Origin of the sequence: Bacillus sp. SLBN-46 (genome assembly GCF_031453555.1) — a bacterium.
Classification (GTDB): domain Bacteria; phylum Bacillota; class Bacilli; order Bacillales; family Cytobacillaceae; genus Neobacillus.
Genome location: NZ_JAVIZM010000001.1, coordinates 3,421,337 through 3,447,370, shown reverse-complemented (window position 1 = coordinate 3,447,370; position 26,034 = coordinate 3,421,337). Strand labels below are relative to the sequence as shown.

Below are 26,034 nucleotides of genomic sequence, written 5' to 3'. Positions count from 1 at the left end.
GTCATTTTCTCACGTCCTCAACGTTATTTTAGTTCATGATACAACGGGTGAAAAAAGTATAGTAAGATGGCAATAACCGGGATGGAACACAGCATGGCAGCCAACGGCTTTTTATGGTGTATACGCAATATGATAAACATGATGGTATTAAAAAAAGTTGACCAAATAGGGCCCCAATCATTTTCATAAAGGAATAAGCCTCTTTTGTAAAATAAGAGTTCTAGTATTGAAAAATAAGCAATCCAAACAGCAATATAGAGAACCCCTTTTCTCCCTTTTGGAAAGTACTGCAGATAAATCATAATCACCACAGGAATAACGAAAAAAGTAAAAGTCAGTTCAATAATCGTGTGGTTTAACCATTTGACAGTTACCGCTTTGTAAGCCCAAAGAGTATGATTGAAAAATATAAAGTTATAAGCCAGATTACAAATAGTAAAATACTGAATAGTTGGATAAAACTCTTTCCAACGACTCCAGTCGACAAAAATTTTAGCAAAAATAATATAAACAACGATTACAATAACAAGATACACAGGCAAAATCCTTTTTTAGTATTTATGTTAACCAAAAAATTAGAAATGTATGTATACCATTTTTTATAGGAGAGAGAAAATGTTTAGTGCAATATTTCATGGCTTCATTTTGGCATTTGGACTCATTCTGCCATTAGGGGTTCAAAATGTGTTTGTTTTTAATCAGGGGGCGTTGCAGCAAAGGTGGGTCTACGTGCTCCCTGTTGTGTTAACTGCTTCCCTTTGTGATACGCTGTTGATTTCCTTAGCTGTCTTTGGGGTTTCAGCCGTTGTCTTAGGGGTAGTATGGATTAAGGTTACGCTCCTTCTCATTGGCATTCTGTTTTTAATTTACATGGGATATACCACCTGGAAAAGCCAAGCTCATATAGAAGAAACATCGAATCAAAGTTTTTCGCCACGTAAGCAGTTTGTATTTGCGGCTTCAGTTTCACTTTTAAATCCTCATGCTATTATGGATACAATCGGAGTGATTGGGACTAGCTCCTTGTCCTATTCAGGTTCAGCAAAGCTGGCCTTCATGTTGTCCTGTATTTTTGTATCGTGGATGTGGTTTTTTGGACTCTCACTTGCAGGAAGAATAGTTGGAAAGCTTGACCAGTCTGGAAGATTTATTCTTATCTTAAATAAACTATCAGCATTAATTATGTGGGGAACAGCCATTTACCTTATCTTTTCATTAAACTATTAATAATAAGGCTGTGTTAAAGAACAGTTTTAATTTTTATACCCTGTTGATTGGAGCGGAAGGCTCGAAGACTCCTGTGGGAGTACGGTTCAGGGGAGACCCCGCAGGCGCAGGCGCCGAGGAGGCTCGCCGAAACGCCCACGGAAAGCGAAGAGCCTGGAGCGGAAATCAACAGGCAAGTTTCACTGAGCCAATAATAAAAAAAATTACCCGGCACAAATGCCGGGCATTTCCATCTATATATTAAGGGGGGCGGAGGTTAAAGGTTCTTCCGTGAACCTATTTATATCTTAATAAATAAATATGAACAAACTATTAAGGAAAGATTAATAGTTTAAGAAAGGTGAAAAGGATGAAGGATTATCATTGTTGTGCCACCTGTAAGCACTTTAAAATAGAAAAGAAGAACAGTAATATAGCCTATTTTTGCAGCCGCTTAGGTTACCAAACCCAAACCAATTTTAAATTTAACTGTTGGGACCCTAAAGATCATATTAAGAAATTAATGGCGGGAAGAAATAAAAAGTAATAGTATGAAAGGTAATCTATTTAATATGACAGATGTCCATTGATTCCATTCATTTAACGTGTTATTTTCTTAAATATCCCATTTCTAACTTGGGAGGATTTGAAGGGAGAGATGAATCGTGGCAACAACACATACGTTTTCCAAACAGGAGGAAATAGCTAACTCGATTACACATGGCATTGGGGCATTACTAAGCATTTCCGCCTTAGTCATTTTAATCGTATTTGCTTCACTATATGGAACTGCCTGGCATATTGTCAGTTTTACGATTTTTGGAGTAACAATGCTCCTCCTATATATGTCTTCAACCCTATTACATAGCTTGCCTGAGGGAAAAGCAAAGGACGTATTTGAAATATTTGACCATTCCTCTATTTACTTTTTTATCGCCGGAACATATACCCCTTTTTTACTAATTGTAATTAAAGGAGCCATGGGGTGGACCCTATTTGGGGTAGTATGGGGACTTGCCATTGCTGGAACAATATTTAAATGTTTTTTTGTTAAAAAGTATCTGTTTACATCGACCTTGCTTTATGTGGTTATGGGTTGGTTAATTGTTTTTGCATGGAAATCACTTGCTGCTAATTTGTCCCCAGAGGGCATGACGTACTTAATAATAGGCGGCGCACTTTATACGCTAGGAGCCATTTTTTACGTTTGGCGAGGATTTAAGTATCATCATGCGGTTTGGCATTTGTTTGTAATGGCTGGAAGTACAGCACACTTTTTCTGTGTGTTATTGTATGTTTTACCAATAAAATAAAACAGCATCCAAGATTAACGGGTTCAGATACCTGTCACATATTATAAAAATGCATTTAAAAATGTCCTTATATTTGTTATACATTTTGTCCTGCAAAATGCAGGGCTTTTTACATTACAAAGAGCATTTAGGCCAAGGAACAGTTATAACTGAATGTTGATTTCACTGTGTTTGAAAAATAACCGGATAAATTCCGCTTAAATTGGGAAATACCCATATTTCCGTAAGAATAAGCGGAGATTTTCCGCTTATATGATCCAGATCTCTTGATATTGTCTTATTTTGAGAAGTTAACCGGAATATTTCCGCTTATTTCCTCTCCTTAAGCTTTCTCTTTAGTCATTAACCGGAAATTCTCCGCCTATTTAATTCTCATACCTACCCGATAATGAACAATAAATATCAACAGAGCCAATGCCATAGAAAACGTGAATTTGTAAATAAAAACATAGCATATTGATGTACAAATTTGACTACAGTTTCACGCCTATTTTTATAATTTTTCGTGTTATATCAATAAAAAATGACCATCAAATTCATATACAAATTGATGGTCATTTTAATATACATTTTGGATTTTTGTGACAGGTAAAGGAACCCGTTAATCCAAGAGGGTGCTGTTTTGTTTTGGAAGGTAATGGAATAGTCTATTAAACATGTTTCATTTTTCTAAAATGCATGGATTCCTTTGAAAACCATAGGCTCATTAAAAAACTGGCGATCCCCGTAATAATTAATACGGTTCCAATTATTTTCATGCTTTCAGCTGATATTTCTTCCCCAAAAATTAATCCTAGTATGATGGAGGATAAAATGGAGCCTAAGTACCTGCAGGTTTGAAACAGTCCTGAAGCTGTACCGACAATTTCTTTAGGACTCTCTTTGACCATTGCCACTTGAAGAACCACATTTCCAATTCCATAGCTTAAGCCCATAATCGATAAAATGATGCCAATCCCCCAGTAAGAAGACCCAACAAAAAACATGGTAAAACTTAATCCTCCAACAATCGAGAGAAAGGCTCCGATAACAATTGGCTGGTATACTCCTTTTCTGTCAATCCATTTCCCGGTTACAGATGAAATTACAATGCTGATGCCTGACATAAACAGCATTAACAATCCACTCTTTTCGACACTTACTCCTAGTACTTCTTGAAAATAGCTGGGAAGTCCAAAGAATAAACAATAAAAAAAGATATTTAATAGAATGAACTGAATATATACCATAGAAAGTTTAGGGTGTGATTTAAAAATTCGAATGTCGATAAATGGTTCTGTTACATTTAATTCTCTCCAGACAAAAAGACAAAAGAAAATAATACCTGCGATCCCTGAAAAATATTGAATCTTGGATTCAAAAGATAACAAAAACCATAAAAAGAACACCATACCTGCGGCAAAGAATATCATCCCCATAAAATCCATATTAGAAAATAATTTTTTTATATGTTCCTTATCCTTTTTAACATCCTTAGGAAACATGTACCAGCCGAGCAGAAAACTTATGATAATAAACGGGAAGTTTACCCAAAAAATGGCTGGCCAGCCACCCCACACAATTAATAAACCTCCAATTGTTGGACCAAGCGCTACCATCGCTGAAGCAAAAATAGAAAGAACAGCAAGTGCGGATGCTTGTTTTTCTTTAATATTATCTCTAATTAATGCCATACCGGAGGGATAGATGGCGCTACTGCCAATGGATTGAACAAGTCTCATACCGAGCAATAAGAGAAAGGATGTTGATAATGGTGCTCCAATGGCGGAGAGTGCAACGAGCACTAATCCTATTAAAAAGGTCTTTTTCCTTCCGAATAAATCACCTATTTTTCCTGTAACAGGTTGAGCAACAGCACTTGCTAAATAGAAGCTAGAAATTAGCCAGGATACTGTTGCAAAAGAAAGCTGGAAATCCTTTTGAATACTATGTAAGGCTAAAGCAATCATGGAAGAGTTAAGGGGATTTAACATCGTTCCAGATGCAACAGCTGATAAAAATAGTGTACGATTTTTCTTCATGACTTCATCCTTCACTGATTTCAAGTTATTCCTTTCCTTAATATACCAAAATAGAGTTGAAATAGTGATAAAATATAAAAAAAATGAAGAAAAAGGAGACAACAATGGAAAAAGAAAAAACATTGCTAGAGTTAGCTGGCATGAAACTAAAAGAGGATGGATTTCACAGACCTTATTTTGAGCTAGAAGAAAATGATGGGGTAGTTATACTAGCAAAGGAAGGAGATTCATTCCTATTAATTGAGCAACATAGAAAACCGATAGGAACGACTGTACAGCAATTACCGGGTGGTGGTGTGAAAAAGGGGGAGGAGTTGGAGCAGGCAGCAAGACGTGAATTTTTAGAAGAAACGGGTTACCAATGTGGTACAGTCCATTATCTTGGGTTTTTACAGCCTGCATCCTGGAGGACAAATGAAATTACCCATGCTTTTTTTACAGAGGAAATCGGAATAAAACAGCACCAACAGCTTGAGGAGCATGAGAATATTAAGGTGATAAAAGTAAAAATAAAAGATTGTCTTAATAAGATAAAAGAGAACAAGATGAACGATTCGGAACTTTGCTATGCAATACTACAAGCAATATTAAAAGAATATATTCCAATTACTTGAATGGAAAGCCCCGGGATTAATTCGAAGGAAGAATAATGTACGGCCGCATCATTTCGTAATCTTCATGTTCAAGCATGTGACAATGCCAAACATACCGACCAGTGTAGGGGAAAAACGGGATAATTATTCGGATGATTTGGCCAGGAGGACATTTGACAGTGTCCTTCCAGCCGCGTCCTCCTAAATCAGGGAGCATCGGAGCACCTGTGAACTTAATTTGTTGTGTTCGTTTAAAATGCTTCACGTCAAAAGGCTGGCGGTCAAGGATTTGAAATTGAACTAAATGGATATGAATCGGATGATCATCCCCAGTGGTATTAATAAAATTCCATAACTCAATAGACCCAACCTGTGGATTTTCTGTTATCGGAAAGTCCCATTTTTTTTTATCTAGGAGAAAAAGTGATCTACCGTATGAGTCCTTTTCTTCACTCAACTCTAACCATCTAGTTCTTTTTGCCATTGGTACTTGAAGTTTAGTAATGGGACCTAAATAGGCAGGAATTACACTTGTATCAATCCTTGACAGAGATTTAGATACCCGAAACTGCATAACGGTTCCAGTTGTATTCGGATCGACGGGATCCCCGGAAGGGAAGTGTGTAGGAGCGTCATTTTTCAATAGAATGGACTGGCCCTCCATATTACTAAAGTCAATTATGATATCCATGCGCTCGGCCGGTGCAATTAGTAATGTTTTTACACCAATTGGTTGTTCTAGAAATCCACTATCTGTTCCAATTTGATAAAACAGTTGCTTAGGGTCAAGACTTAGTCGGAAAAAGCGGGCATTGGCTGCGTTTAACAGACGGAACCGATACTTACGTGGCTCTACTTCTAAATAAGGCCACACAGTTCCATTGACAACGATTGTATCTCCAAAGAAAGATGGAATAATAGATGGTTTTATACCAGAGAGATTATTCTCCGGCTGATAGGGGTAGGATAATGAGCCATCCTCATGAAAAGAACGGTCTTGAAGAAGTAACGGGATTTCAAATTTACCTGTTGGTAGATTTAATGAACGTTCATGCTTGTCTCGGATAATATAATACCCAGCAAGCCCCGCATAGATATTTAGTCGCGTTAATCCAATGGCGTGATCATGATACCAGAGGGCCCTGGAACTTTGTTGGTTTCCATATTCATAAATCTCTTTTTCAAAAAAAGGACCCTTCACACGAAAATCTTTGGTAAACCAAGCATCAGGATAGCCATCACTGGCAGGTTCTGTTCTGCCTCCATGAAGGTGGACAACTGTTCGAACATCAGGTTTCTCCTTCTCTGCCCCATGAACTGTATGATCAATCGGAAAAAGGTGATGATTGGGAAGTTTATTTTGCCATTTTACATAAACCCTTTCACCCGCTTCAACCTCAAAAGTTGGTCCCGGATACATCCCTTCATAACCCCACACCCTTGTTTTTGGTAAATCACTATGTAGAGACTGCATTGCTTCGATCATATTCACTTCATAATACGTATATTTGGCTGTTTTCCATTTAGGTTTTAATACTGGTGGGATGGTTAAAGGATCTTTGAATTTTGTTAGTTTCATTGAAATGCTCCTTCCAGCTAGTTATAAATAATGATTATGTTGGGAGTAAAGGAAAAATTAATCATTCTAGGAATAGCCTCCTAATTAATATAAATAAGGTAGAAATTTTATGGGTAAAGTGGGGGGCTTCCATGGATGATATTTATCCAATATTCGAAGTGATGGAAAAGAAGGGGAGAAAAGCCTTAGCTACAATTATTAGTGTAAATGGTTCAGCTTATAAAAAAGAAGGGGCAACGATGATTTTTTTTGAAGACGGCTCTTATAACGGGATGTTGAGTGCTGGCTGTCTAGAAACGGATTTAGCTATACGAGCAAAGAAAGTTATGAGGGAACAGGAGGCAGTGATCCTTCAGTATGACTTAAGTGAAGAAAACGATTTTGGATGGGGTCAGGGATCAGGCTGTAATGGGAACATCGATATTCTACTTGAGCCTCTAACTTCACAATTAATCGAGGATTATAGGCTGGTAAAAAGTCTATTGAACTGTCATAAGCCAGTGATTACCTTAAAACGGCTAGATGAACTTGGAGAGTATGTGTTTATTGAGGAGGAGGGTGCTTCATTCGGAACCTGGAGCGGAAAAATACCGGTAATTGAGTTTACCTCAAAAAGTGGCGTTATGACAGAGAAATCTATTTTTCAGCATACGTATCAGCCTAAGCCGCGTTTAATTGTGTTTGGAGCAGGACCTGATGCTATTCCACTTGTCACACTGGCAGCGGAAACAGGTTTTTCTGTGATTGTTAGTGACTGGCGAAGCGAGCTCTGTCAGAAGGATAACTTTCCTACTGCAGAACATGTTATGGTTGGTTTTCCTAGTGAATTAGTAAATCAGTTATCTTTTTCTTCTTATGATTTTGTGGTTATTATGTCTCATCATTTTCAAAGGGATCAGGAATTTCTTTTCCATTTACTTCATGAAAATGTTAGATACTTAGGAGTTTTAGGACCAAGAGAAAGAACAAAGCGGTTGCTTAACGGTGAAGAAATCCCTACATGGATTTATTCGCCGATTGGAGCACCCATTAAAGCAGTAGGGCCTGAAGAAATAGCAGTAAGCATTGTTGCAGAAATGATTGAGGTTTGGAGAAAACCAAGACATGAACGAGTGGAACTGTTATGGACCATACCCGATTAGTAGGGATTTATCTTGCAGCTGGTAGGAGCAGTAGAATGGGCTGTTCTAAACTGAATTTACCACTTGGAAATAGGTTTGTAGGGAGCATGGCGTTTCAGGCGGCCTTAGATTCCAAGCTAGAGGCGGTTATCGCTGTCACGCGAAAGGAAGATTCGCTTCATTGGTTAGCTCCTTTTTCGGAAATGTTGGGTTGGAGGTTAGTAGAATGTGATCAGGCAGACCGAGGATTAAGTGCTTCGTTGAAAGCGGGAGTGAGTGCGGCTTCACAGTTGGGGGCTTCCGGGGTGGTGGTGCTTTTAGCAGACCAGCCTAATGTCACTTATTGGATGATTAATCGGTTAATAGAGGAATACTTGGTTGCCCCAGACTATTCCTATATTTCGTACACTCACAATGGGGTTTCGAAACCACCCATTTTAATTACTAAGCGCATTTTTTCACTTATCGAAGAATTAGAAGGTGATCAAGGAGCACGGGAAATCATTCGAGGAAGGGAGAGTGAGAGCGGGAAACAAATAATACTTGAAAGTAAGGAATGCTTTTTTGATGTGGATACCATGGAAGATTATCAGTTTGTAAAGAAAATGTAGCCAAACATAAGGTGAGGGGAGGGATGACGTTGGAGATTCTTGGAAAGAGCGTGATTCGCAAAGAGGCGAGGGATAAGGTAACAGGTCGGGCAAAATATACGAATGACTATCAACCATTTCCAATGCTTTCAGCAAAAATGGTCATTAGTCCATATGGTCATGCAAAAATTGTAAGCATAGATACAACCGATGCAAGGAAGGTACCCGGTGTCAGAGCAATCCTTGCCGGCCAACAGTTCCCGCTAACAGGAGAAGCCATTCGCGACCGGCCACCAATTGCTGTTGACAAGGTGCGTTATCACGGTGAACCAGTTGCACTCGTTGTGGCTGATACGCCAGTACAAGCCAAGAAAGCAGCAGACCTAATTAACGTCCAATATGAACTACTGCCTGTTGTCAATTCACCAACACAAGCAATCCAAAAGGACGCCCCACTGGTACATGAGCGTTTGGGAGAATATAAAAAAGAGAAAGATGTCTACCCGGTGCCTGACACCAATATTGCCACACATATTAAAATTCGGAAAGGAAATATGGAAAGGGGCTGGAATGAAAGTGAAGCAGTGGTGGAAGCGAGTTTCTCCTTCTCTCCATCTGATCACGCCGCGATAGAGACTAGGTGTGCAACAGCAGAGATTCTCCCAGACGGTAATATTACCATTACTACCTCTTCACAGGCACCTTTCATGGTAAAAAGGCTTATTTCCGACTATTTCGGTGAGGACATTGGGAAGATAATCGTTCATACGCCGCTTGTTGGAGGAGCATATGGTGGGAAGGCTTCCGTCCAACTCGAGGTGCTGGCCTACTTGGCATCTAAGGAAGTAGGCGGAAAACCCGTGAAAATACTTAATACAAGAGAAGAAGATATTCTCACCTCTCCGTGCCATATCGGTTTAGATGCAACGGTTAAATTGGGGGCCGATCGAACAGGGAAAATCAGGGCTGCTGAAATTCGATATTTATGGGACGGAGGAGCGTATTCCGATAAAGCAACCGATTTAACGAGGGCAGGAGCAGCCGATTGTACTGGGCCGTATCATATGGAAAATGTTTGGTGCGATTCCTATTGCATGTATACCAATCATCCTTATGCAGCACCATTTAGGGGCTTTAGTCATTCTGAGCTTTCTTTTGCCATCGAAAGAACAATGGATTTGCTTGCTCAAAAATTAAATATCGATCCTCTTGATTTAAGGAGGATAAATGCGATTCTTCCTGGGCATACCACACCAACAAGAGTCAGATTGAATAAGAGTAATGTAGGAAATCTGCCTAAATGCATTGATAGAGTAAGAGAGTTAATCAACTGGAATGAAGGGCCAATTAAAGAGATGAATGACAGATTTATTCGTGTCAAGGGAGTCAGTTGCAGCTGGAAAACCTCAACAATTGATCCCAATGCACCTTCAGGAGTTATTCTCACGTTTAATCCGGATGGTAGTATCAATTTAATGTCCGGTGTAATTGAAATTGGTACTGGAACAAAAACCGTCCTCGCTCAAATTCTTGCAGAGCGGCTGAAAATGGATGTGAACAAAATCCATGTTCGTATGGAAGTGGATACCCAGACGACTCCTGAACACTGGAAGACGGTCGCTAGCAGGGGAACGTTCATGGCCGGTAGAGCCCTTTTAGAAGCAGCTGATGATGTTATTAGGCAGCTAAAAGATATCGCTTCTACCGTTTTAAGGGCCCCAAAGGAAGACTTAGAAGTAGGGGACAGTCGTGTATATTTGCGTGACGACCCAGCTATTGGTCTTGATTTTAAGGATATAGGATATGGATATGAATATCCAAATGGGAATTCTATTGGCGGGCAAATTATCGGCAAGGGGAACTTTATTTTACGACATCTTACACATCTAGACCGCGAAACAGGTGCAGGAAAACCAGGTCCAGAGTGGACGGTAGCAGCGTACGGTGTAGAGGTGGAGTTTGATAGGAGAGATTACACGTACCGATTACTAAAAGCTGCAACAGTGGTTGATATTGGGAAGGTATTAAATGAAAAAGCAGCACTCGGACAGGTCATGGGAGCGATGAGTATGGGTCTCGCCTTTGCGGGTCGAGAAACTTTTTACTTTGATGACCTGGGCAGAGTATTGAATCCACAGCTAAGGACGTATCGACCATTAAGGTATGGTGAAAATCCAGAGTATTTGGTGGGATTTATTGAAACGCCTCAGCTAGACGGACCCTACGGAGCCAGGGGTGTAGGAGAACATGGACTCATGGGGATGCCGGGAGCGCTTGGGAATGCTTTATCAACAGCAGCTGGTGTATCCCTGCATCATCTACCCTTACTTCCAGAATTAATTTGGAAAGCAAAGGAGGCGGCCAAGTAAATGCTTCCTTTTGATTTCGAATTTTATCAACCAGAAACATTAGAAGAAGCTGTCCATCTATACCAATACTTAGATCAACAGGGTAAACAGCCAATGATTTACTCTGGAGGAACAGAATTGATTACGCTCGGTCGCATTGATATGGCGTATACAGAAGCTGTTATTGATATAAAGGGCATTGCCGAGTGTAATGTAATGCAAGTAAGCGGAGATCATTTGTTGCTTGGAAGCACGCTATCTTTAACAAAAATAGAAGAAGCGAATCTTTTTCCACTGCTAACAAAAACAGCTAGTGAGGTAGCTGACCATACGGCGAGAGGAAAGATTACGTTAGGCGGTAATATTTGTGCAAGAATTTTTTATAGAGAAGCGGTTCTTCCATTCTTACTTGCAGACAGTCAATTATTCATCACAGGACCCGAAGGGAAAAAAATAGTGCCCATAAATGATGTGTTTCAAGGTCAGTTAAAATTAAACAATGGTGAAATATTAGTGCAATTTGTAACAGAAAACCGTTTTGTAAAAGCACCCTATTTTAGTATGAAACGCCGCCAGCAATGGGAAACTGGCTATCCGTTAATTACAGTGGCAGCTTTAAAAATAGCTGAAGAGATACGGGTAGCAGTAAGCGGGTTATGTCCATTTCCTTTTCGATCATCGGAAATGGAGGAAACTTTGAATAACAAGCTCTATTCAGTAGAGGAAAGAGTGGAACGAGCACTATCTTCGCTGCCAAATCCAATTTTGGACGATATCGAGGGTTCTGCAGAGTATCGCTTATTTGTATTACGACATGTATTGATGGATGTGTTGTCCGCCTTAGATAGAGGGAATGGTTGAAAGCGGTAATAGGGGAGATGGTAGTTTGAAATCAAACACAATAACCTTACATGTTAATGGTGAGAGCCGAGTAACTACTGTGCGCTATGCCGATACTCTATTATATACATTAAGGGGGAAATTGGGTCTTACTGGAGCTAAGCCAGGCTGTTTAAATGGGGACTGTGGGGCCTGTACGGTTAATATTGACGGTTGGCCAATGAAATCCTGTTTAATGCTAGCTGTGGAGGCTGTTGGGAAAAAGGTGACAACTATTGAAGGGCTCCAGGGGACTCCTATTCAACAAGCTTTTATAGACAACTTTGCTTTTCAATGCGGGTATTGCACTCCAGGCTTCATCTTGAACTGTCATGCATTAATTGAAAATCATCCGAATGCGAATGACTCAACCATTAAAGAGTGGTTGGAGTCGAATATTTGCCGCTGCACGAGCTATTTAGAAATTGAGCAGGCGGTAAAATCAGTACTATCCAAAAAATAAAGGTGCCATATTAGGCACCCTATGATTGACTGACTATTTATTCTTCAGTTGAAAATACGTATCAAGAACCTTTCGGCCAATTTTTAAATTAGCTCTGTTATCAACCGTTCCTTGATAGGCCCAAGGAACAATCACGGCCATCGCGACTTCAGGATTCGTGCTTGGGGCATAACTTACCAAGCTTAGATTCATGACCGGGGGCGGCTCTTTCCCAAATTGACTTCTTAATGGTCCGTCATAAAAGGCTTCTGCCGTTCCTGTTTTCCCTGCAGGAGAATACTTAACATCGCTAAAAAACTTAGTTGCTGTTCCACCAGGCTCCTGCATCACTTTCTTAAATCCTGTTTGTACACGGCTCATCCATTGTTTCTTAACATCTATGGTATTGAGCACAGTTGGTGTCATTTCCTGTGCGACAGGCCCGAGTTCTTCGCCATCCTCTGCAGAATGTCTAATTTGCTTCACTACATGTGGCTGCATTCGGTTGCCCCCATTGGCAATGGTTGAAACGTATTGAGCAAGTTGCATCGTTGAGTAGGTATCATATTGACCAATAACAAGGTCAAGTAAATAACCAGGTAGCTTACTCTGCCCTTTAAATCCTGTTTGCTCATTTGGTAAATCTATACCCGTTCTTGTGCCCAAACCAAATGAGGAGAAAGAATTTCTAATCGTTTCAAATGCTTTCGGATTAGAAAAATTTAATGGTTTTTCATACTCATAATGTCCTTGTCCGATCCGGATTGCCGTATGAAACATATAAACGTTAGATGATTTTTTCAAGGCGTCTATTTCATTTACTCTTCCCAAATACGCATATGACTTCTTTATTGGGGTGTCTTTGATTTTTAAACCCGTATCATCAAATACCGTTCCAGGAGAAATGGCTCCAGTTTTAAATCCAGTTAGAATAGTTGCGCCTTTAACAGCAGAACCAACATTATATGTAGTAGTGAAAGTGCCTAGTGCATCATCCATCATTTCCACTTTTCCTGTGTCAGGATCTTTTACAATCTTTTTTCCAGACATCGCTAATACTTCACCAGTATGTGGGTCCATTAAAACCACGTAAGCCCGATCAGTTAGTGCAGTCCCGGGTGATCTCTTTGCTGCCCAAAGCTCATCTTCAATTATTTTATCTACTGCCATTTGCAGGTCCATATCTATTGTAAGGACAAGGTCGTTTCCTTTTTTTCCGTCAGTCACAGGTTGTGTCTCGATGACGCTTCCTGTCTTATCGGTAATGTTTTTTACTTTGGATTTATAACCGTGTAGAACATCTTCATATTGCATTTCGAGTTGGCTCTTGCCGACGCGGTCATTACGACTGTATCCTCTTGCCAAAAAATAATCTAATTGTTCTGCAGGTAAACCCTCATCAGATTTTGTTACTTTTCCTAATACTGATCGCAATGTATCTTTAAATGTGTAAGCGCGGTCCCAATCTGTCGTTGTTTCTACCCCAGGAAGTGATTGAAGATTTTCACTTACAACTGCAAATTCCTTATCGGTCACGTTTTCATTTTTAACAATCTGTGGTGTGAATTTATAACCGCTAATAAATTCTCGGTAGATGGCCATGACCTCGAGATCATTCGCAGTTAAAGTTTGTAATTCAGCATCGGTCACTCGATCAACTTTTAATTTGTAGAGTTCTTTATCGGTAATTTTTTTGGCAGCTAATAAGGCTTTTTCTTCTTGTGTAATTTTCTTATCTGCAAGATTCGGATGTTTCATAATCCAGAAATCTTTCTTTTCCCTTAGAGTGACTTTATCGGTATTTTTGTCAATCAATTGGGCTAGTTTTTTGGCAGTCCCAAGCATTTCCTTCTGGGTAAACCCCTCGTTTGTAAAGGTAATGGCACTTTTAGGGATATTGTCAACAACCACTTTAAAATCTCTATCAAACATCTTCCCTCTGGGGACAGGATTACTCACTGTAATATCTTCTTTTCTTTCTAAGTCTCGTTTAAAGTTTTCACCATAAACAATTTGAACAAAGCCTAGGCGTAATATAAGTATTGAAAATAATAAAAAGACACTAAAAAAAAGGATATTTAATCGAAAGGGGAAATGGGACTTTTTCTTATTGGGTTTCTCCAAAATGTAACACATCCTTTTACACTCTAGCTTGTGGTCAGTATTTATTATGCCTTATCCATTCAGAAGGAACAACAACAAATGGAAAATAAATGCTAAAAATAACAAATACTATAAAAAATACCCTTTATTAACATATTGGTAAGAATCATATTTTTATCTACAATAGGTAAAAAATATGCCTGATTTAGTCGAGGATCTTAAATTAATTGTCAATGAAACTGTTTTTTAATTTTTTCCCTAATTTGAATTTTTAATTTATAATTAAGTTTGATGTTGTTGCAACATCAGCATACTTAATAGACATAGAAAAGAGCTATGAGGAGGTCTACATAATGGAACAAAAAGTAATGGATCCAACAGTAGAAAAAGCGTTGGAGCAGTTCAAAGCGCTAGATGAAAAGATTACTCATTTTTCAAGTATTATAGGATTGGCAGATTGGGATCAAAAGGTGATGGCTCCGAAAAAAGGGAGAAATGTGTTTGCTAAAGCAGCAGGAACCCTTAGAACGGAAGTATTTAAGCTTTCGGTCTCACAAGAAATGGGTGACCTGTTAGAGACATTATCGTCTACTGAAAAAACTGAGGGATTAGACGAAATGACAAAAGCGAAAGTACGAGAATACAAAGAGTATTATCAAAAATCTAAAAGTATACCAGCTGACCTTTTTCAAGAATATAGCATACTTACAGCCCAAGCGAATGATGCCTGGGAAGAAGCTCGGGAAAACAATGATTTTGCCCGTTACCTTCCTTCACTAGAGAAAATAGTAGAATATAAGCGAAAGTTCGCTGAAATTTATGGCTATGAGGAGCATCCATACGATGCATTGTTGGATGAGTTTGAGCCAGGATTAACTGTGAAAAAACTAGATCCATTATTCGCTAAGCTAAGAGAATCTAGTGTAAATCTATTAGAACGCATTAAGAAAAATGGAAAACCAACCAAAGTCGAAATTTTCGATCAATCTTTTGAAATAGAAAAACAAAAAAAATTTAATCGGTTTATTTTACCGATTATTGGTTTTGACATGAATGCAGGGCGACTGGACGAAACGGTTCATCCATTTGCACAAACCGTTAATACCGGGGATGTACGTTTAACCACCCGTTATTTAGAAAAGAATGTCCGTTCCGCTTTATTTGGGACGATTCATGAGGCAGGTCATGGAATTTATGAACAACATGTTAACCCAGCTTTCGAGGAGTCGGTCCTTCAAAGCGGCGCATCCTTTGGTATTCATGAATCACAATCTCGATTCTTAGAAAATATGATTGGACGCAGTAAGGAATTCTGGAAGTATTTTTATCCAAAGCTTCAAGAGTATTTTCCAAACCAATTGGAAAATGTTTCGGTTGAAGATTTCTATCGTGCAGTTAATACAGTGCAGCCATCATTTATCCGTGTGGAAGCAGACGAATTAACCTATAATCTTCACATCATGCTTCGTTATGAAATCGAAAAGGCCTTAATAGGCGGTGAAATTGAAGTGAAAGATCTTCCGGATATTTGGAACCAAAAAATGCAGGATTACCTTGGTGTTACACCTAATACGAATACAGAGGGCGTTCTTCAAGATGTCCATTGGTCCTTCGGTGGAATTGGTTACTTCCCGTCCTATTCATTAGGTAATCTCTATGCTGCCCAAATCCTTCGTACCATTCAAAACGAATTACCGGAGTTTAATAACCATATTGAAAACGGACGGTTTGATTTAATTCAGGAATGGTTAAAGGAAAAGATTCATCAGTACGGTAAGCTTTATACGCCAAATGAGTTAATTGTAAGAGTAACAGGTGAAGAATTAAACGCAGATTATCTTGTGGAGTATTTAGAGAAGAAATATACGGAAGTATACGAACTATAGAGGATGAAATGTTGATGCAGGAAACTCTAAGCTTTAAAAATAAGATTACAACAAAAGACGAACTTCGAAATCTGATGGGGACTCCTAGTGAAAGAGCACAAAAAAAGGTGATTAATCATTTAGATATTCATTGCAAGAATTTTATTAGCATGTCACCATTTTTAGTTATGTCCACTGCTAATAAAAGTGGACATTGTGATGTTTCACCGCGAGGAGACCAGCCAGGTTTTGTATTGGTGTTAAATGATAAGCAACTTATCATACCTGAAAGACCAGGAAACAAACGAGTGGATTCCATGAATAATATTCTTGAAAATCCTTTTGTCGGACTGCAATTTTTGATCCCAGGTCTTGGAGAAACACTTCGTGTAAATGGGAAAGCTTGTATCGTCACAGATGAGGATTTATTAGAAAAAATGGCGGTTAACGGGAAGGCGCCTTTAGTGGGAATTGGGGTTGAGGTAGAGGAGTGCTTTATTCACTGCGCGAAAGCCTTAATCCGTTCTGGCCTCTGGAAACCAGAGAGTTGGTTGGATAAGAAATCTTTACCAAGAGCTGCAAAAATTTTAGCTGATCACACCAATATCAAGGGTATAACCGTGGATGAAGTGGAAGCAAGCCTTCACGAAGGGTATGAGCAAAGACTGTATTAATCTTTCTAGAAACCATTGACATTTTATTGAAAGTTTAATATATTATTAGTAATAAAATATTTCCTTTTTAAAGGGGAGTAGCTGCTACAATAAAGTCGTCATTTCGAGAAACATGTTTCTCCGGCTTTATTGGCAACATGGACGTTGTTAGCAAGACCTTTACTTTACGGTAAAGGTCTTTTTCTGTTTTTTTTAAGGCCTTTACTGGTAAGCGGTAAAGGCCTTTTTATTTGGCGTTAGGGAGTATTTTAGAAAAAACATACCTTTTAGAGGAGGAATTTTCATGGATGTATCTCTATTACTCGAGTATGGCTGGGTATTGCTTATTCTCATTGCGCTTGAAGGCCTTTTAGCAGCAGACAATGCGCTAGTGCTGGCAATTATGGTTAAGCACCTTCCTGAAGAAGAGCGGAAAAAAGCTTTATTTTATGGTTTAGCTGGCGCCTTTGTATTCCGCTTTGCCTCGTTATTTGTCATTTCATACCTTGTAGATGTATGGCAGGTCCAAGCGATTGGAGCACTTTATTTATTATTTATGGCAGGTAATCATGTTTTCCGTAAGGTAATTAAGGGAAAAGCAGAAGAAACGAAGGACAAGAATGAGAGTAAAAAAGTGGGGGGATTCTGGAGTACGGTGTTTAAGGTGGAATTAGCTGATATCGCCTTTGCAGTAGACTCCATCCTTGCAGCTGTAGCAATGGCTGTTGTTCTTCCAGATACTCCGTTACCTAATATTGGTGGACTGGATGGTGGTAAGTTTTTAGTTATTTTTGCAGGTGGTATTATTGGCCTGATCATTATGCGTTTTGCAGCCAATCTCTTTGTGAAGCTTCTCGAAAAAAAGCCGGGGTTAGAAATCGCTGCCTTTACAATCGTAGGCTGGGTAGGGGTAAAACTAGCTGTCTACACACTTTCGCACCCGTCATTAGCTATATTAAATGAGGAATTTGCTCATTCGACTGAATGGAAAGTCACGTTTTATGTTGTATTAGTCGGTATTGCTGTGGCAGGTTTTCTGTTTTCTAAAGATAAAGCTGAAGAGACCGTGCATAAAGCCAAGGCGTTATAAAGAAGACTCGCCAATTGGCGAGTTTTCATTTTACTATGATTATTTGACATACTAATTCTGAGGGAAGAAATATTAATGGAAAGTCCCTTAGGCAAAAAATATCTATATGCCTAATCTCATTACAGGATGAGGGGGTTAGGTCACGTTTACGTGTTATACGAGCCCGAAATGCATGATGGAGAAGGGTTTCGGTCGCGTAGACGGGTTCTACGAGCCCGAAATGCCTGACGGAGAAGGGTTACGGTCGCGTAGAGGGGTTCTATGAGCCCGAAATGCCAGATGGAGAAGAGTTTCGGTCACGTATAGACTACCTTCCCATGTTCTCCGTCAATTTCCAACTAGTGTGTTGTTATTTATAGATAGTTCTACAATGGGATAAGAATAGAAAGGATTATCATAATGAGCTTAAAAATAAGACTTGTCATCGCATTTTTCATAAGCGCCATTTCCATAATGGGCTTTAGTTTGATATCATTGTTTATTAGCGACCAAAAGATTAATCAATTTGATCATGATGTTATTCAATATATACAAGGTTTGGAGTCAATTGGACTTACTCGCACGATGAAGTTTTTTACCACGATTGGATCGGCTCCTGTTGTCACCGGACTTAGCTTGGTGCTATTAATTTTCCTATACAAAGTATTGCATCATCGTTTAGAACTAATCTTATTTATCGGTACGGTCATGGGTTCGGCCATTTTAAATGAACTCTTAAAGCAATTTTTCCACAGAGTCCGCCCAAATTTGCACCGATTAATAGAAGTCGGGGGATTCAGCTTTCCTAGCGGACATGCGATGAATGCTTTTACAGTATATGGAGTCGTATCCTTTCTGTTGTGGCGACATATACCCAACAGATGGGGAAGGGTGCTATTGATTTTTGTGAGTGTGGGAATGATTCTATCCATTGGGATTAGCCGAATCTATCTGGGAGTCCATTATCCAAGTGATATTATTGGTGGGTATTTTGCAAGCGGCTTTTGGTTAACAACTGCGATTTTGTTTTTCCAATTTTATATGGAAAAGAAGTATAATAAGAAATATAAGCGAGAAAAAGAAGTGGCTTAAATTTTATAATTTTTTTTGGAGTGATACATATTATTAGAAACAGTATTCCTAATCTATTTACCCTTGCAAATTTATTCTTTGGCTTTTTGTCGGTGATGTATTCAGCACAAGGGGACTACAAAAATGCAGCCATATTGATATTGATAGGCATGATGCTCGATAGCATGGATGGGCGAATTGCACGGATGTTACGTGTAGAAAGTGATTTAGGCAAAGAGCTTGACTCTTTGGCGGATATTGTCACCTTTGGCGTGGCTCCTGCCATGATGGCCTATTATTCTTATTTCAGTAATTTTGGAGTAGCTGGAATGGCCATTGCCGGTTTATTCCCATTGTTCGGTGCCTATCGACTTGCACGTTTTAATATTAACGCTGTAAAATCCTCTCTAAAATATTTTACGGGTGTTCCGATTACGGCAGCAGGGGGATTGTTAACACTCTTAACTTTGTTTCATGGAAAAATGCCTGCAATTATTCTTCCAATTGCTTTTTTCGTTCTTTGCTATTTAATGGTGAGTACGATAAAAATTCCTAGTTTAAAGGATATTCCGCTGCCAAAATACGGAATCATCATTACACTTTTTCTTGGTTATGCTATTTACCTTGTATTTAAAAAAGAACAGCATCGCTTTCCATACTTCATCTATGTAGCCATTCCTCTATATGTTGCCTTTATCGGGTATCAATTGGTACGTACTAAAAGAAAAAATAATACAAAATAAAAAGGGTGTCAGGCACCATGTGATAATTTCACATGGAACGCCTGACACCTTTTTTGATATTACATACCGAAAGACATAACCCAGATAGAACCTCCAACGGTTACGACTGCAATGAAAAAGGCATAACCGATGTTAACCAAATTGGACTTGCCGTCTTCACCTTCGTTCATATGCATGAACATGAACAGTTGTAGTCCGGCTTGGATCACAGCAAGTGAACCAATAATCCAAAGGATTGTTTTAAATGGTAATGATGTTTTAAGTGCTACACCAAGTGCTGCAAAGGTGAGCACAAGTGATAAAATAAATCCTAAAACATGTGTAAAGGGAAATCCTTTTGTATTTTTAGCCATTTAACCCACCATCCTTGCTAAATACACAAATGTAAAGATAAAGATCCAAACAACATCCAAGAAGTGCCAGTATAAGCCGATAATAAAGGTCTTTCTTGCTGTAACTGGTGTTAAGCCTCTACGTAAGATTTGGAGGATAACCATGACAGCCCATCCAATACCCATGGATACATGGAGACCGTGCGTGCCTAACAAGACAAAGAAGCTGGAAAGGAAAGCACTAGTCTGCATGGTTGCTCCTTCATGGACATAGTGAATAAATTCAGTGATTTCCATGAAAACAAACCCAGCACCCAGCAAAATCGTAATAATAAACCATAATAACATTCCATTACGGTTATGACGGCGCATTTCGTAAATCGCTAGTCCCATGGTAAAACTACTAGTTAACAATAGGATAGTTTCAACCATGACATCTTTTATCTCAAAGAGGTCCTTTGGAGTTGGACCTCCTGCATATCTAGTATTTAATACGGAAAAGACCGCAAAGAGTGTTCCAAAGAGGACAATTTCCGCCCCAAGGAAAATCCAAAAACCAAGGATATTCATTCTGTTTTGCTCTGTTTGATATTCGAGAGGTAATGCTGTATTCACATTAGCTGACATGGTTGTTCACCCCTTTATCGATGTTCCGCCATGCTTTTTCAGTTGCTTTAATTTCATCGACTGGAACATGGAAACCATCATTATAATCAAAGGATCGTATGATTAATCCTGCTAACATCCCTACTGTTGCGACAAGAGCCGCAATCTTCCATTCGAAAACTAAGAAAAAACCTGTAATGCCAAAAACAACGCCCATATAGAACGGCAGGCCTGAATTACTAGGCATGTGAATTTCTTTTATTTCATCATCCTTAAGTGATAAACCTTCATTGTTTTTCTTCATATACCAGAAAGCATCAAGTGATTTAACTTCTGGAAGCTTTGCAAAGTTATAGAATGGAGCAGGTGAGGCAGTCGCCCATTCAAGTGTTCTTGCATCCCATGGATCGTTAGAGATATTGCGGTCTGCATAACGAGCACTCCAATAAATGTTATAGCAAAGGGCACCAAAGCCAATGGCTAAAATAACTGCACCGATAGCTGATAATAGGAATAAAGGAGCATAACCTGATTCAACAGAATAGGTATATGAGCGTCGAACTGCTCCGTTAAGACCAAGGAAGAACATTGGCATAAACGTTAAATTAAATCCAATAACGAAGAACCAGAAGTGGATTTTTCCAAGCTTCTCATTTAACATATGCCCAAACATTTTTGGCCACCAGTAGTAAAGACCAGCAAATACGGCAAACACAACACCAGGTATTAATACATAGTGGAAGTGAGCTACTAGGAACAACGTATTGTGATATTGATAATCGGCTGCACCCATTGCAAGCATAACTCCAGTTACACCACCGATTACAAAGCAAGGAATGAACGCAAGTGCCCAAAGCATCGCTGTTGTAAATTGGATACGGCCTTTACGCATCGTGAATAACCAGTTAAACATTTTAACACCAGTTGGAATGGCAATCATCATAGTCGTAATCGAGAAGACTGAGTTAACTGCTGGTCCAGCACCCATTGTGAAGAAGTGGTGAACCCATACTAGCATACTTAAGAAAGCAATACCTACAACGGAAAAGACCATTGATTTATAACCAAATAACATTTTTCGAGAGAACGTAGAGATGACTTCTGAGAACATTCCGAAGGCTGGAAGTACAACAATATACACCTCAGGATGACCCCATAGCCAGAACAAGTTGGCCCACATCATATCCATCCCACCGCCGCTTAGCGTGAAGAAATGGGTACCGAAAATACGGTCAAATGTCATTAGAGCAAGCGCAACAGTAAAGATTGGGAAGGATGCTACGATAATGATTGATGCAACAAATGATGTCCAAGTGAACATCGGCATTCTCATTAGTTTCATACCTTTTGTTCTCATTTTTAAGATTGTCACGATAAAGTTAATACCTGTCATCAATGTTCCAATCCCGGCAATCTGCAAGGCAACCGCATAATAGTTGTTACCGATACCCGGGGTAAACTCTTTCCCAGCAAGAGGGAAGTAGGCTGTCCATCCAGCATCTGGTGAACCACCAATAACAAACGAGATGTTAAATAGCATCGCACCGCTAAAGAATAACCAGAAGCTAAGCGCATTTAATTGCGGAAATGCTACGTCCCGTGCACCAATCTGCAGCGGAATCACGACGTTCATTAAGCCAATTAATAGTGGCATTGCCGCGAATAAAATCATAATTACACCATGAGTGGTGAAAATTTCGTTATAATGCTGTGCGTCTAAAAATTGCATTTCAGGTCGTGAGGTTTGGGCTTTCATTAATAGTCCATCTACACCACCACGGAAAAACATTAATACACCAGATAGGATGTACATGATACCAATTCGTTTATGGTCAACCGTAGTGATCCATTCACGCCAAAGCCATTTCCATTTTTTTAGATAGGTAACACCAGCTAGAATACCTACCATTGTTAGTGCAATAGCAATCTGTGAACCTAGTATTAACGGGTTTCCGACGATAAAAAAGTCATGCCAATTAATTCCCATCGTGTTCACCTCCATTTGAATTTCCATCCATATCTTTCGTTGACTCACTGTTAGTTTCTTTTTCTTTAAAAATCTTACCTTTCACGCCATGGACTTCATACAATTCAGGGTTTGTATAAGTCTTAGAATTCATTTTAGCGTGGTCAACCCAAGCTAAATGTGTACCGATATATGTTTCCCGGCCTAAATGTGTTGGCTTCAGGAGTTCAAAGTATTTATTCTCTGTTAATTTCGGAGCCTTTTCTTTAACTTCTTTTACCCACTTTTCAAAGTCTTTTGGTGATTTTGCTTCAACGGTAAACTCCATACCAGCGTATCCTTGTCCGTTAAAGTTGGTATTTCTACCTAAAAATTCTCCTGGCTTATCAGCAGTAAGGTACAATTGAGTTTCCATCTTATTCATTGTGTATTTTTGACCGCCTAATTCAGGCACCCAGAAAGATTGCATAGTACCAGCTGAAGTTAATTTAAATTCAACAGGTGTGCCTGCAGGGATGTTTACGTAATTGACTGTTTCAATGCCTTGATCAGGATAACTGAAAATCCATTTCCAATCGGCAGATGTAACATGAATGACAATCGGCTCTTTTTTCTCATAGCCTGCAGGAACTTTTTCAAGCTTATAAATCGTTTTTACTGTTGGAATGGTTAGAGCAATAACTATTAAAATAGGAATAATAGTCCAAATAAACTCTAATTTTGTACTGCCATGTTCTTCAGGTGGCTCGTAATCTTTATTTTCAGGTGTTGCCCGGTATTTCCAAATGATATAACCAAATAAACCGAAAACGACAACAACAACAAGGAGCATGAAGATTAGTGACCAATTGATTAAGTCAAGAATATCTCTTGCTGCAGGACCTTTGGGTTCAAAAACAAGCATATTCGTATCGCAGCCGCTTAAAAGCAATACAGGCAGTAAAGCTATTAGTGGAACGAAGTAGTTCTTTTTAAACATTGAGATTTTTCCCCTCCAATAATTGTTCGTTTTTTCACATTTGTTCGTGAATTCATTCACAAACTTTGTTAGAGCCATTCCTTTACACAAAAAAACAAAGAAACATAATTAAACTAATTATTAGGTAATAATAATTTGTATGTTTTCTTTCCATAACACAATATTAACAACATAGGTGTGATGATAACATAGGTTTTTGAAAAAAGTTGTGACAAATTTGTTAAGGATAATAAATCCTATTCATGGGATGATTTGGTAAAAGGGGTGCAAATAGCATTCTGTAGCACTTATAGTTGTCTATTTCCCTGCAAACATGGGATAATAATAGGGAATACATAGAAAGAGGAGAGCATAATAATGAAGGTCAAAATTAACCGCAATGCAGCAAAAGCATTGAAAAAAATGTTGGATCAAGAGGAAGCACAAGGAAAAATGTTTCGAGTTTATGTGACGAGTATTCATGGAGATCATGCACACTATGACTTGATGCTCGATACTCCAACAGAAAATGATATAGTGGTTCAATCGGATAAGGATATTGATTTTATTGTAGAAAAAAATAATGACTATTTAGATAATGTTTGGATCCAATTCTTCCATGTCCCAAATGAAGAATGGCTGATTACCAATCCATCAAAGGGTGTACACCATCATCATTAAAATGCAAAACGTTTGGAGAGCAATCCAAGCGTTTTTTTAACTATAATTTTCAAAAAACTTGAAATTGTTTACATATTTCTCATATAATCCTATTATTGCTAACTTAGAAAAAAAGGAGATTATCTATGATTCGTCGTTTTTTTTCTTATTATCGTCCGCATAAGAGACTGTTTATGTTTGACTTTAGTAGTGCGGTTGTCGTAGCCATTTTGGAATTGGCTTTTCCGTTAGCAGTGCAGTGGTTTATTGATAAATTACTGCCTGGAGGGGACTGGCAAACGATTGTGGCAGTTAGTATCGGTCTTTTCCTTCTATATTTATTGAGCACCTTCTTACAATTTATTGTGAATTACTGGGGGCATAAGCTAGGAATTAATATAGAAACAGACATGAGGCAAGAGTTGTTTGAACATGTTCAAAAGCAATCGTTTCGATTCTTTGATAATACGAAAACTGGGCATATTATGAGCAGAATTACGAATGATCTCTTTGATCTTGGTGAACTCGCCCATCATGGACCAGAAGATGTATTTATTGCCATGATGACCTTTATTGGTGCGTTCTGGATTATGTTGACAATCAACGTAAAACTCGCATTTGTTGCTATTTTAGTGCTTCCATTTTTAATGATACTCGTTGTTGTTTGTAATTTGAAAATGAATAAAGCATGGGGGCAAATGTATTCAAGCATAGCGGATGTAAATGCACGAGTAGAGGACAGTGTATCAGGGAGCCGCGTCGTTCAATCATTTACAAATGAAGAATTTGAGATTGCTAGATTTAAAAAGAACAATAAAACCTATCGGGCGGCAAAATTAGGTGGATATCGGGTTATGTCATTTAGCTTATCAGGAATATATATGATGACACGTCTCATAACCATTGTCGTTCTCGTTTATGGGTCATGGTTGAGCTTTACAGGTCAATTGACTTATGGATCCCTGGTTGGGTTTGTTCTATATGTAAATGTTCTATTTAAACCGATTGATAAAATTAGCGCCATTATGGAGCTTTATCCAAAAGGAATGGCTGGATTTAAACGTTTTATTGAATTAATAGATTCAGAACCGGAGGTAAAGGACACAAAAGATGCTGTGGAGGTTGATTTATTAAAAGGAGATATTGTTTTTAATGATGTTTCCTTTCGTTATGATCGACATAAGTCTGTTCTTGCAAATATTGATTTGGAGATTCGAGCAGGTGAAACGGTGGCTTTTGTTGGCCCATCTGGAGCAGGAAAAACAACCATTTGCTCGTTAATTCCCAGGTTTTACGATGTAAATAGCGGCGGAATCACCATTGACGGCATGGATATTCGTGACATGACGAAAAAGTCGTTACGCTCACAAATAGGAATTGTCCAGCAAGATGTGTTTCTATTTACAGGAACTCTCCGTGAAAATATTGCATATGGGAAGCAGAATGCAACGGATGAAGAAATTGCTGATGCCGCACGCCGTGCACATCTTGAGCAGTTCATTGCTTCTTTACCTGACGGTTATGAGACGCAAATTGGTGAAAGAGGTTTGAAACTTTCCGGTGGCCAAAAACAGCGTATTGCCATTGCACGGATGTTTTTAAAGAATCCTCCGATATTAATCTTGGATGAAGCTACCTCTGCGTTAGATACGGAAACGGAAATGGTGATTCAGGAAGCATTGATGGAGCTCGCTCAAAACAGAACTACCCTTATTATTGCCCACAGACTTGCGACCATACGCAACGCCGATCGCATAATTGTAGTAACAGAAGATGGGATTGCAGAGGAAGGTCGTCATGATGAGCTAATTGAACAAGATGGTATTTTTGCAAACCTTCATCGTGTGCAATTTCAGAGATAAACCACAAAAAGAACTCTTCCGAACATAGAAGAGTTCTTTTTGTGGTTTAATGTA

Annotated in this window: 23 protein-coding genes; 15 read left to right on the top strand and 8 right to left on the bottom strand. The window is 38.9% G+C overall.

The window, feature by feature from the left end; all coding sequences use genetic code 11:
• Positions 1-23 precede the first annotated feature (23 nt).
• Complete coding sequence (locus tag QFZ87_RS17665; RefSeq protein ID WP_309864078.1) at positions 24-536, bottom strand: CBO0543 family protein; 513 nt, start codon at positions 534-536, stop codon at positions 24-26.
• Positions 537-615: 79 nt separating this feature from the next.
• Between QFZ87_RS17665 and QFZ87_RS17660 the strand changes: the two genes are divergently transcribed.
• Complete coding sequence (locus QFZ87_RS17660; protein WP_309864075.1) at positions 616-1,227, top strand: LysE/ArgO family amino acid transporter; 612 nt, start codon at positions 616-618, stop codon at positions 1,225-1,227.
• Between the two features lie 644 nt (positions 1,228-1,871).
• Positions 1,872-2,519 carry a PAQR family membrane homeostasis protein TrhA gene (gene trhA, locus QFZ87_RS17655; RefSeq protein ID WP_309864073.1) on the top strand — a complete coding sequence of 216 codons (648 nt, stop codon included), beginning with the start codon at positions 1,872-1,874 and terminating at the stop codon, positions 2,517-2,519.
• A 650-nt stretch (positions 2,520-3,169) separates the two neighbouring features.
• On the opposite strand, the gene QFZ87_RS17650 is transcribed toward trhA, so the two are convergent.
• Positions 3,170-4,540, bottom strand: a complete 1,371-nt coding sequence (locus QFZ87_RS17650) for an MFS transporter (protein ID WP_309864071.1) — start codon at positions 4,538-4,540, stop codon at positions 3,170-3,172.
• A 104-nt stretch (positions 4,541-4,644) separates the two neighbouring features.
• Here QFZ87_RS17650 and QFZ87_RS17645 point away from each other — a divergent pair, with 104 nt between their 5' ends.
• Complete coding sequence (locus QFZ87_RS17645; protein ID WP_309864068.1) at positions 4,645-5,154, top strand: NUDIX hydrolase; 510 nt, start codon at positions 4,645-4,647, stop codon at positions 5,152-5,154.
• 16 nt (positions 5,155-5,170) lie between these two features.
• On the opposite strand, the gene QFZ87_RS17640 is transcribed toward QFZ87_RS17645, so the two are convergent.
• Positions 5,171-6,712 carry a multicopper oxidase family protein gene (locus QFZ87_RS17640; protein WP_309864064.1) on the bottom strand — a complete coding sequence of 514 codons (1,542 nt, stop codon included), beginning with the start codon at positions 6,710-6,712 and terminating at the stop codon, positions 5,171-5,173.
• A 131-nt stretch (positions 6,713-6,843) separates the two neighbouring features.
• On the opposite strand from QFZ87_RS17640, the gene QFZ87_RS17635 reads away from it, so the two are divergent.
• The 5 genes from QFZ87_RS17635 to QFZ87_RS17615 are packed head-to-tail and all read left to right on the top strand — an operon-like array spanning position 6,844 to position 12,113.
• Positions 6,844-7,854 (top strand): XdhC family protein, encoded by a 1,011-nt coding sequence (locus tag QFZ87_RS17635; protein ID WP_309864060.1) that lies wholly within the window; start codon positions 6,844-6,846, stop codon positions 7,852-7,854.
• Positions 7,836-8,444 carry a nucleotidyltransferase family protein gene (locus tag QFZ87_RS17630; protein WP_309864057.1) on the top strand — a complete coding sequence of 203 codons (609 nt, stop codon included), beginning with the start codon at positions 7,836-7,838 and terminating at the stop codon, positions 8,442-8,444. Before QFZ87_RS17635 ends, QFZ87_RS17630 begins: the two co-directional genes overlap by 19 nt.
• A 29-nt stretch (positions 8,445-8,473) precedes the next feature.
• Positions 8,474-10,792 (top strand): xanthine dehydrogenase family protein molybdopterin-binding subunit, encoded by a 2,319-nt coding sequence (locus QFZ87_RS17625; protein WP_309864054.1) that lies wholly within the window; start codon positions 8,474-8,476, stop codon positions 10,790-10,792.
• Complete coding sequence (locus QFZ87_RS17620; RefSeq protein ID WP_309864050.1) at positions 10,793-11,632, top strand: FAD binding domain-containing protein; 840 nt, start codon at positions 10,793-10,795, stop codon at positions 11,630-11,632.
• Positions 11,625-12,113 (top strand): (2Fe-2S)-binding protein, encoded by a 489-nt coding sequence (locus tag QFZ87_RS17615; RefSeq protein ID WP_396133935.1) that lies wholly within the window; start codon positions 11,625-11,627, stop codon positions 12,111-12,113. The genes QFZ87_RS17620 and QFZ87_RS17615 overlap by 8 nt, the downstream gene beginning before the upstream one ends.
• Before the next feature lie 33 nt (positions 12,114-12,146).
• Here QFZ87_RS17615 and QFZ87_RS17610 read toward each other — a convergent pair whose 3' ends face one another.
• The gene (locus QFZ87_RS17610) at positions 12,147-14,228 is read right to left on the bottom strand and encodes a peptidoglycan D,D-transpeptidase FtsI family protein (RefSeq protein WP_396133934.1); all 2,082 of its coding nucleotides are present in this window, start codon (positions 14,226-14,228) and stop codon (positions 12,147-12,149) included.
• A gap of 320 nt (positions 14,229-14,548) precedes the next feature.
• Here QFZ87_RS17610 and QFZ87_RS17605 point away from each other — a divergent pair, with 320 nt between their 5' ends.
• From QFZ87_RS17605 to pssA, 5 genes are all read left to right on the top strand, one after another.
• Positions 14,549-16,081 carry a carboxypeptidase M32 gene (locus QFZ87_RS17605; protein ID WP_309864041.1) on the top strand — a complete coding sequence of 511 codons (1,533 nt, stop codon included), beginning with the start codon at positions 14,549-14,551 and terminating at the stop codon, positions 16,079-16,081.
• A gap of 8 nt (positions 16,082-16,089) precedes the next feature.
• Positions 16,090-16,734: a pyridoxamine 5'-phosphate oxidase family protein gene (locus QFZ87_RS17600; RefSeq protein ID WP_309864038.1), complete on the top strand. Its 645-nt coding sequence runs from the start codon at positions 16,090-16,092 to the stop codon at positions 16,732-16,734.
• Between the two features lie 283 nt (positions 16,735-17,017).
• Positions 17,018-17,803, top strand: coding sequence for a TerC family protein (locus QFZ87_RS17595; protein ID WP_309864034.1), 786 nt, complete (start codon positions 17,018-17,020; stop codon positions 17,801-17,803).
• 399 nt (positions 17,804-18,202) lie between these two features.
• Complete coding sequence (locus tag QFZ87_RS17590; protein WP_309864032.1) at positions 18,203-18,874, top strand: phosphatase PAP2 family protein; 672 nt, start codon at positions 18,203-18,205, stop codon at positions 18,872-18,874.
• Positions 18,875-18,894: 20 nt separating this feature from the next.
• Complete coding sequence (gene pssA, locus QFZ87_RS17585; RefSeq protein ID WP_309864030.1) at positions 18,895-19,596, top strand: CDP-diacylglycerol--serine O-phosphatidyltransferase; 702 nt, start codon at positions 18,895-18,897, stop codon at positions 19,594-19,596.
• Positions 19,597-19,655: 59 nt separating this feature from the next.
• On the opposite strand, the gene qoxD is transcribed toward pssA, so the two are convergent.
• Genes qoxD through qoxA form a run of 4 tightly spaced genes read right to left on the bottom strand, consistent with a single transcriptional unit; the run spans position 19,656 to position 23,479 of the window.
• Entirely contained in the window at positions 19,656-19,949 is a 294-nt protein-coding gene (gene qoxD, locus QFZ87_RS17580; protein ID WP_308079795.1) for a cytochrome aa3 quinol oxidase subunit IV, read from the bottom strand.
• On the bottom strand, positions 19,950-20,555 hold the full coding sequence (gene qoxC / locus QFZ87_RS17575; protein WP_309864027.1) for a cytochrome aa3 quinol oxidase subunit III: 606 nt from the start codon (positions 20,553-20,555) through the stop codon (positions 19,950-19,952). It abuts the gene before it with no gap.
• On the bottom strand, positions 20,545-22,521 hold the full coding sequence (qoxB, locus tag QFZ87_RS17570) for a cytochrome aa3 quinol oxidase subunit I (protein ID WP_309867956.1): 1,977 nt from the start codon (positions 22,519-22,521) through the stop codon (positions 20,545-20,547). The genes qoxC and qoxB overlap by 11 nt, the downstream gene beginning before the upstream one ends.
• Entirely contained in the window at positions 22,511-23,479 is a 969-nt protein-coding gene (gene qoxA, locus QFZ87_RS17565; protein ID WP_309864024.1) for a cytochrome aa3 quinol oxidase subunit II, read from the bottom strand. Before qoxA ends, qoxB begins: the two co-directional genes overlap by 11 nt.
• A 357-nt stretch (positions 23,480-23,836) precedes the next feature.
• On the opposite strand from qoxA, the gene QFZ87_RS17560 reads away from it, so the two are divergent.
• Positions 23,837-24,139 (top strand): iron-sulfur cluster assembly accessory protein, encoded by a 303-nt coding sequence (locus tag QFZ87_RS17560; RefSeq protein ID WP_309864022.1) that lies wholly within the window; start codon positions 23,837-23,839, stop codon positions 24,137-24,139.
• A 125-nt stretch (positions 24,140-24,264) separates the two neighbouring features.
• Entirely contained in the window at positions 24,265-25,980 is a 1,716-nt protein-coding gene (locus tag QFZ87_RS17555) for an ABC transporter ATP-binding protein (protein ID WP_309864020.1), read from the top strand.
• Positions 25,981-26,034 lie beyond the last annotated feature (54 nt).

Excerpts from the sequence above, each read along its gene's own strand:
- QFZ87_RS17660 (WP_309864075.1), top strand. The coding sequence starts at position 616 with ATGTTTAGTGCAATATTTCATGGCTTCATTTTGGCATTTGGACTCATT.
- QFZ87_RS17650 (WP_309864071.1), bottom strand. The coding sequence starts at position 4,540 with ATGAAGAAAAATCGTACACTATTTTTATCAGCTGTTGCATCTGGAACG.
- QFZ87_RS17645 (WP_309864068.1), top strand. The coding sequence starts at position 4,645 with ATGGAAAAAGAAAAAACATTGCTAGAGTTAGCTGGCATGAAACTAAAA.
- QFZ87_RS17640 (WP_309864064.1), bottom strand. The coding sequence starts at position 6,712 with ATGAAACTAACAAAATTCAAAGATCCTTTAACCATCCCACCAGTATTA.
- QFZ87_RS17635 (WP_309864060.1), top strand. The coding sequence starts at position 6,844 with ATGGATGATATTTATCCAATATTCGAAGTGATGGAAAAGAAGGGGAGA.
- QFZ87_RS17630 (WP_309864057.1), top strand. The coding sequence starts at position 7,836 with ATGGACCATACCCGATTAGTAGGGATTTATCTTGCAGCTGGTAGGAGC.
- QFZ87_RS17620 (WP_309864050.1), top strand. The coding sequence starts at position 10,793 with ATGCTTCCTTTTGATTTCGAATTTTATCAACCAGAAACATTAGAAGAA.
- QFZ87_RS17615 (WP_396133935.1), top strand. The coding sequence starts at position 11,625 with ATGGTTGAAAGCGGTAATAGGGGAGATGGTAGTTTGAAATCAAACACA.
- QFZ87_RS17610 (WP_396133934.1), bottom strand. The coding sequence starts at position 14,228 with ATGTGTTACATTTTGGAGAAACCCAATAAGAAAAAGTCCCATTTCCCC.
- QFZ87_RS17605 (WP_309864041.1), top strand. The coding sequence starts at position 14,549 with ATGGAACAAAAAGTAATGGATCCAACAGTAGAAAAAGCGTTGGAGCAG.
- QFZ87_RS17600 (WP_309864038.1), top strand. The coding sequence starts at position 16,090 with ATGTTGATGCAGGAAACTCTAAGCTTTAAAAATAAGATTACAACAAAA.
- QFZ87_RS17595 (WP_309864034.1), top strand. The coding sequence starts at position 17,018 with ATGGATGTATCTCTATTACTCGAGTATGGCTGGGTATTGCTTATTCTC.
- QFZ87_RS17590 (WP_309864032.1), top strand. The coding sequence starts at position 18,203 with ATGAGCTTAAAAATAAGACTTGTCATCGCATTTTTCATAAGCGCCATT.
- qoxD (WP_308079795.1), bottom strand. The coding sequence starts at position 19,949 with ATGGCTAAAAATACAAAAGGATTTCCCTTTACACATGTTTTAGGATTT.
- qoxC (WP_309864027.1), bottom strand. The coding sequence starts at position 20,555 with ATGTCAGCTAATGTGAATACAGCATTACCTCTCGAATATCAAACAGAG.
- qoxB (WP_309867956.1), bottom strand. The coding sequence starts at position 22,521 with ATGGGAATTAATTGGCATGACTTTTTTATCGTCGGAAACCCGTTAATA.
- qoxA (WP_309864024.1), bottom strand. The coding sequence starts at position 23,479 with ATGTTTAAAAAGAACTACTTCGTTCCACTAATAGCTTTACTGCCTGTA.
- QFZ87_RS17560 (WP_309864022.1), top strand. The coding sequence starts at position 23,837 with ATGAAGGTCAAAATTAACCGCAATGCAGCAAAAGCATTGAAAAAAATG.
- QFZ87_RS17555 (WP_309864020.1), top strand. The coding sequence starts at position 24,265 with ATGATTCGTCGTTTTTTTTCTTATTATCGTCCGCATAAGAGACTGTTT.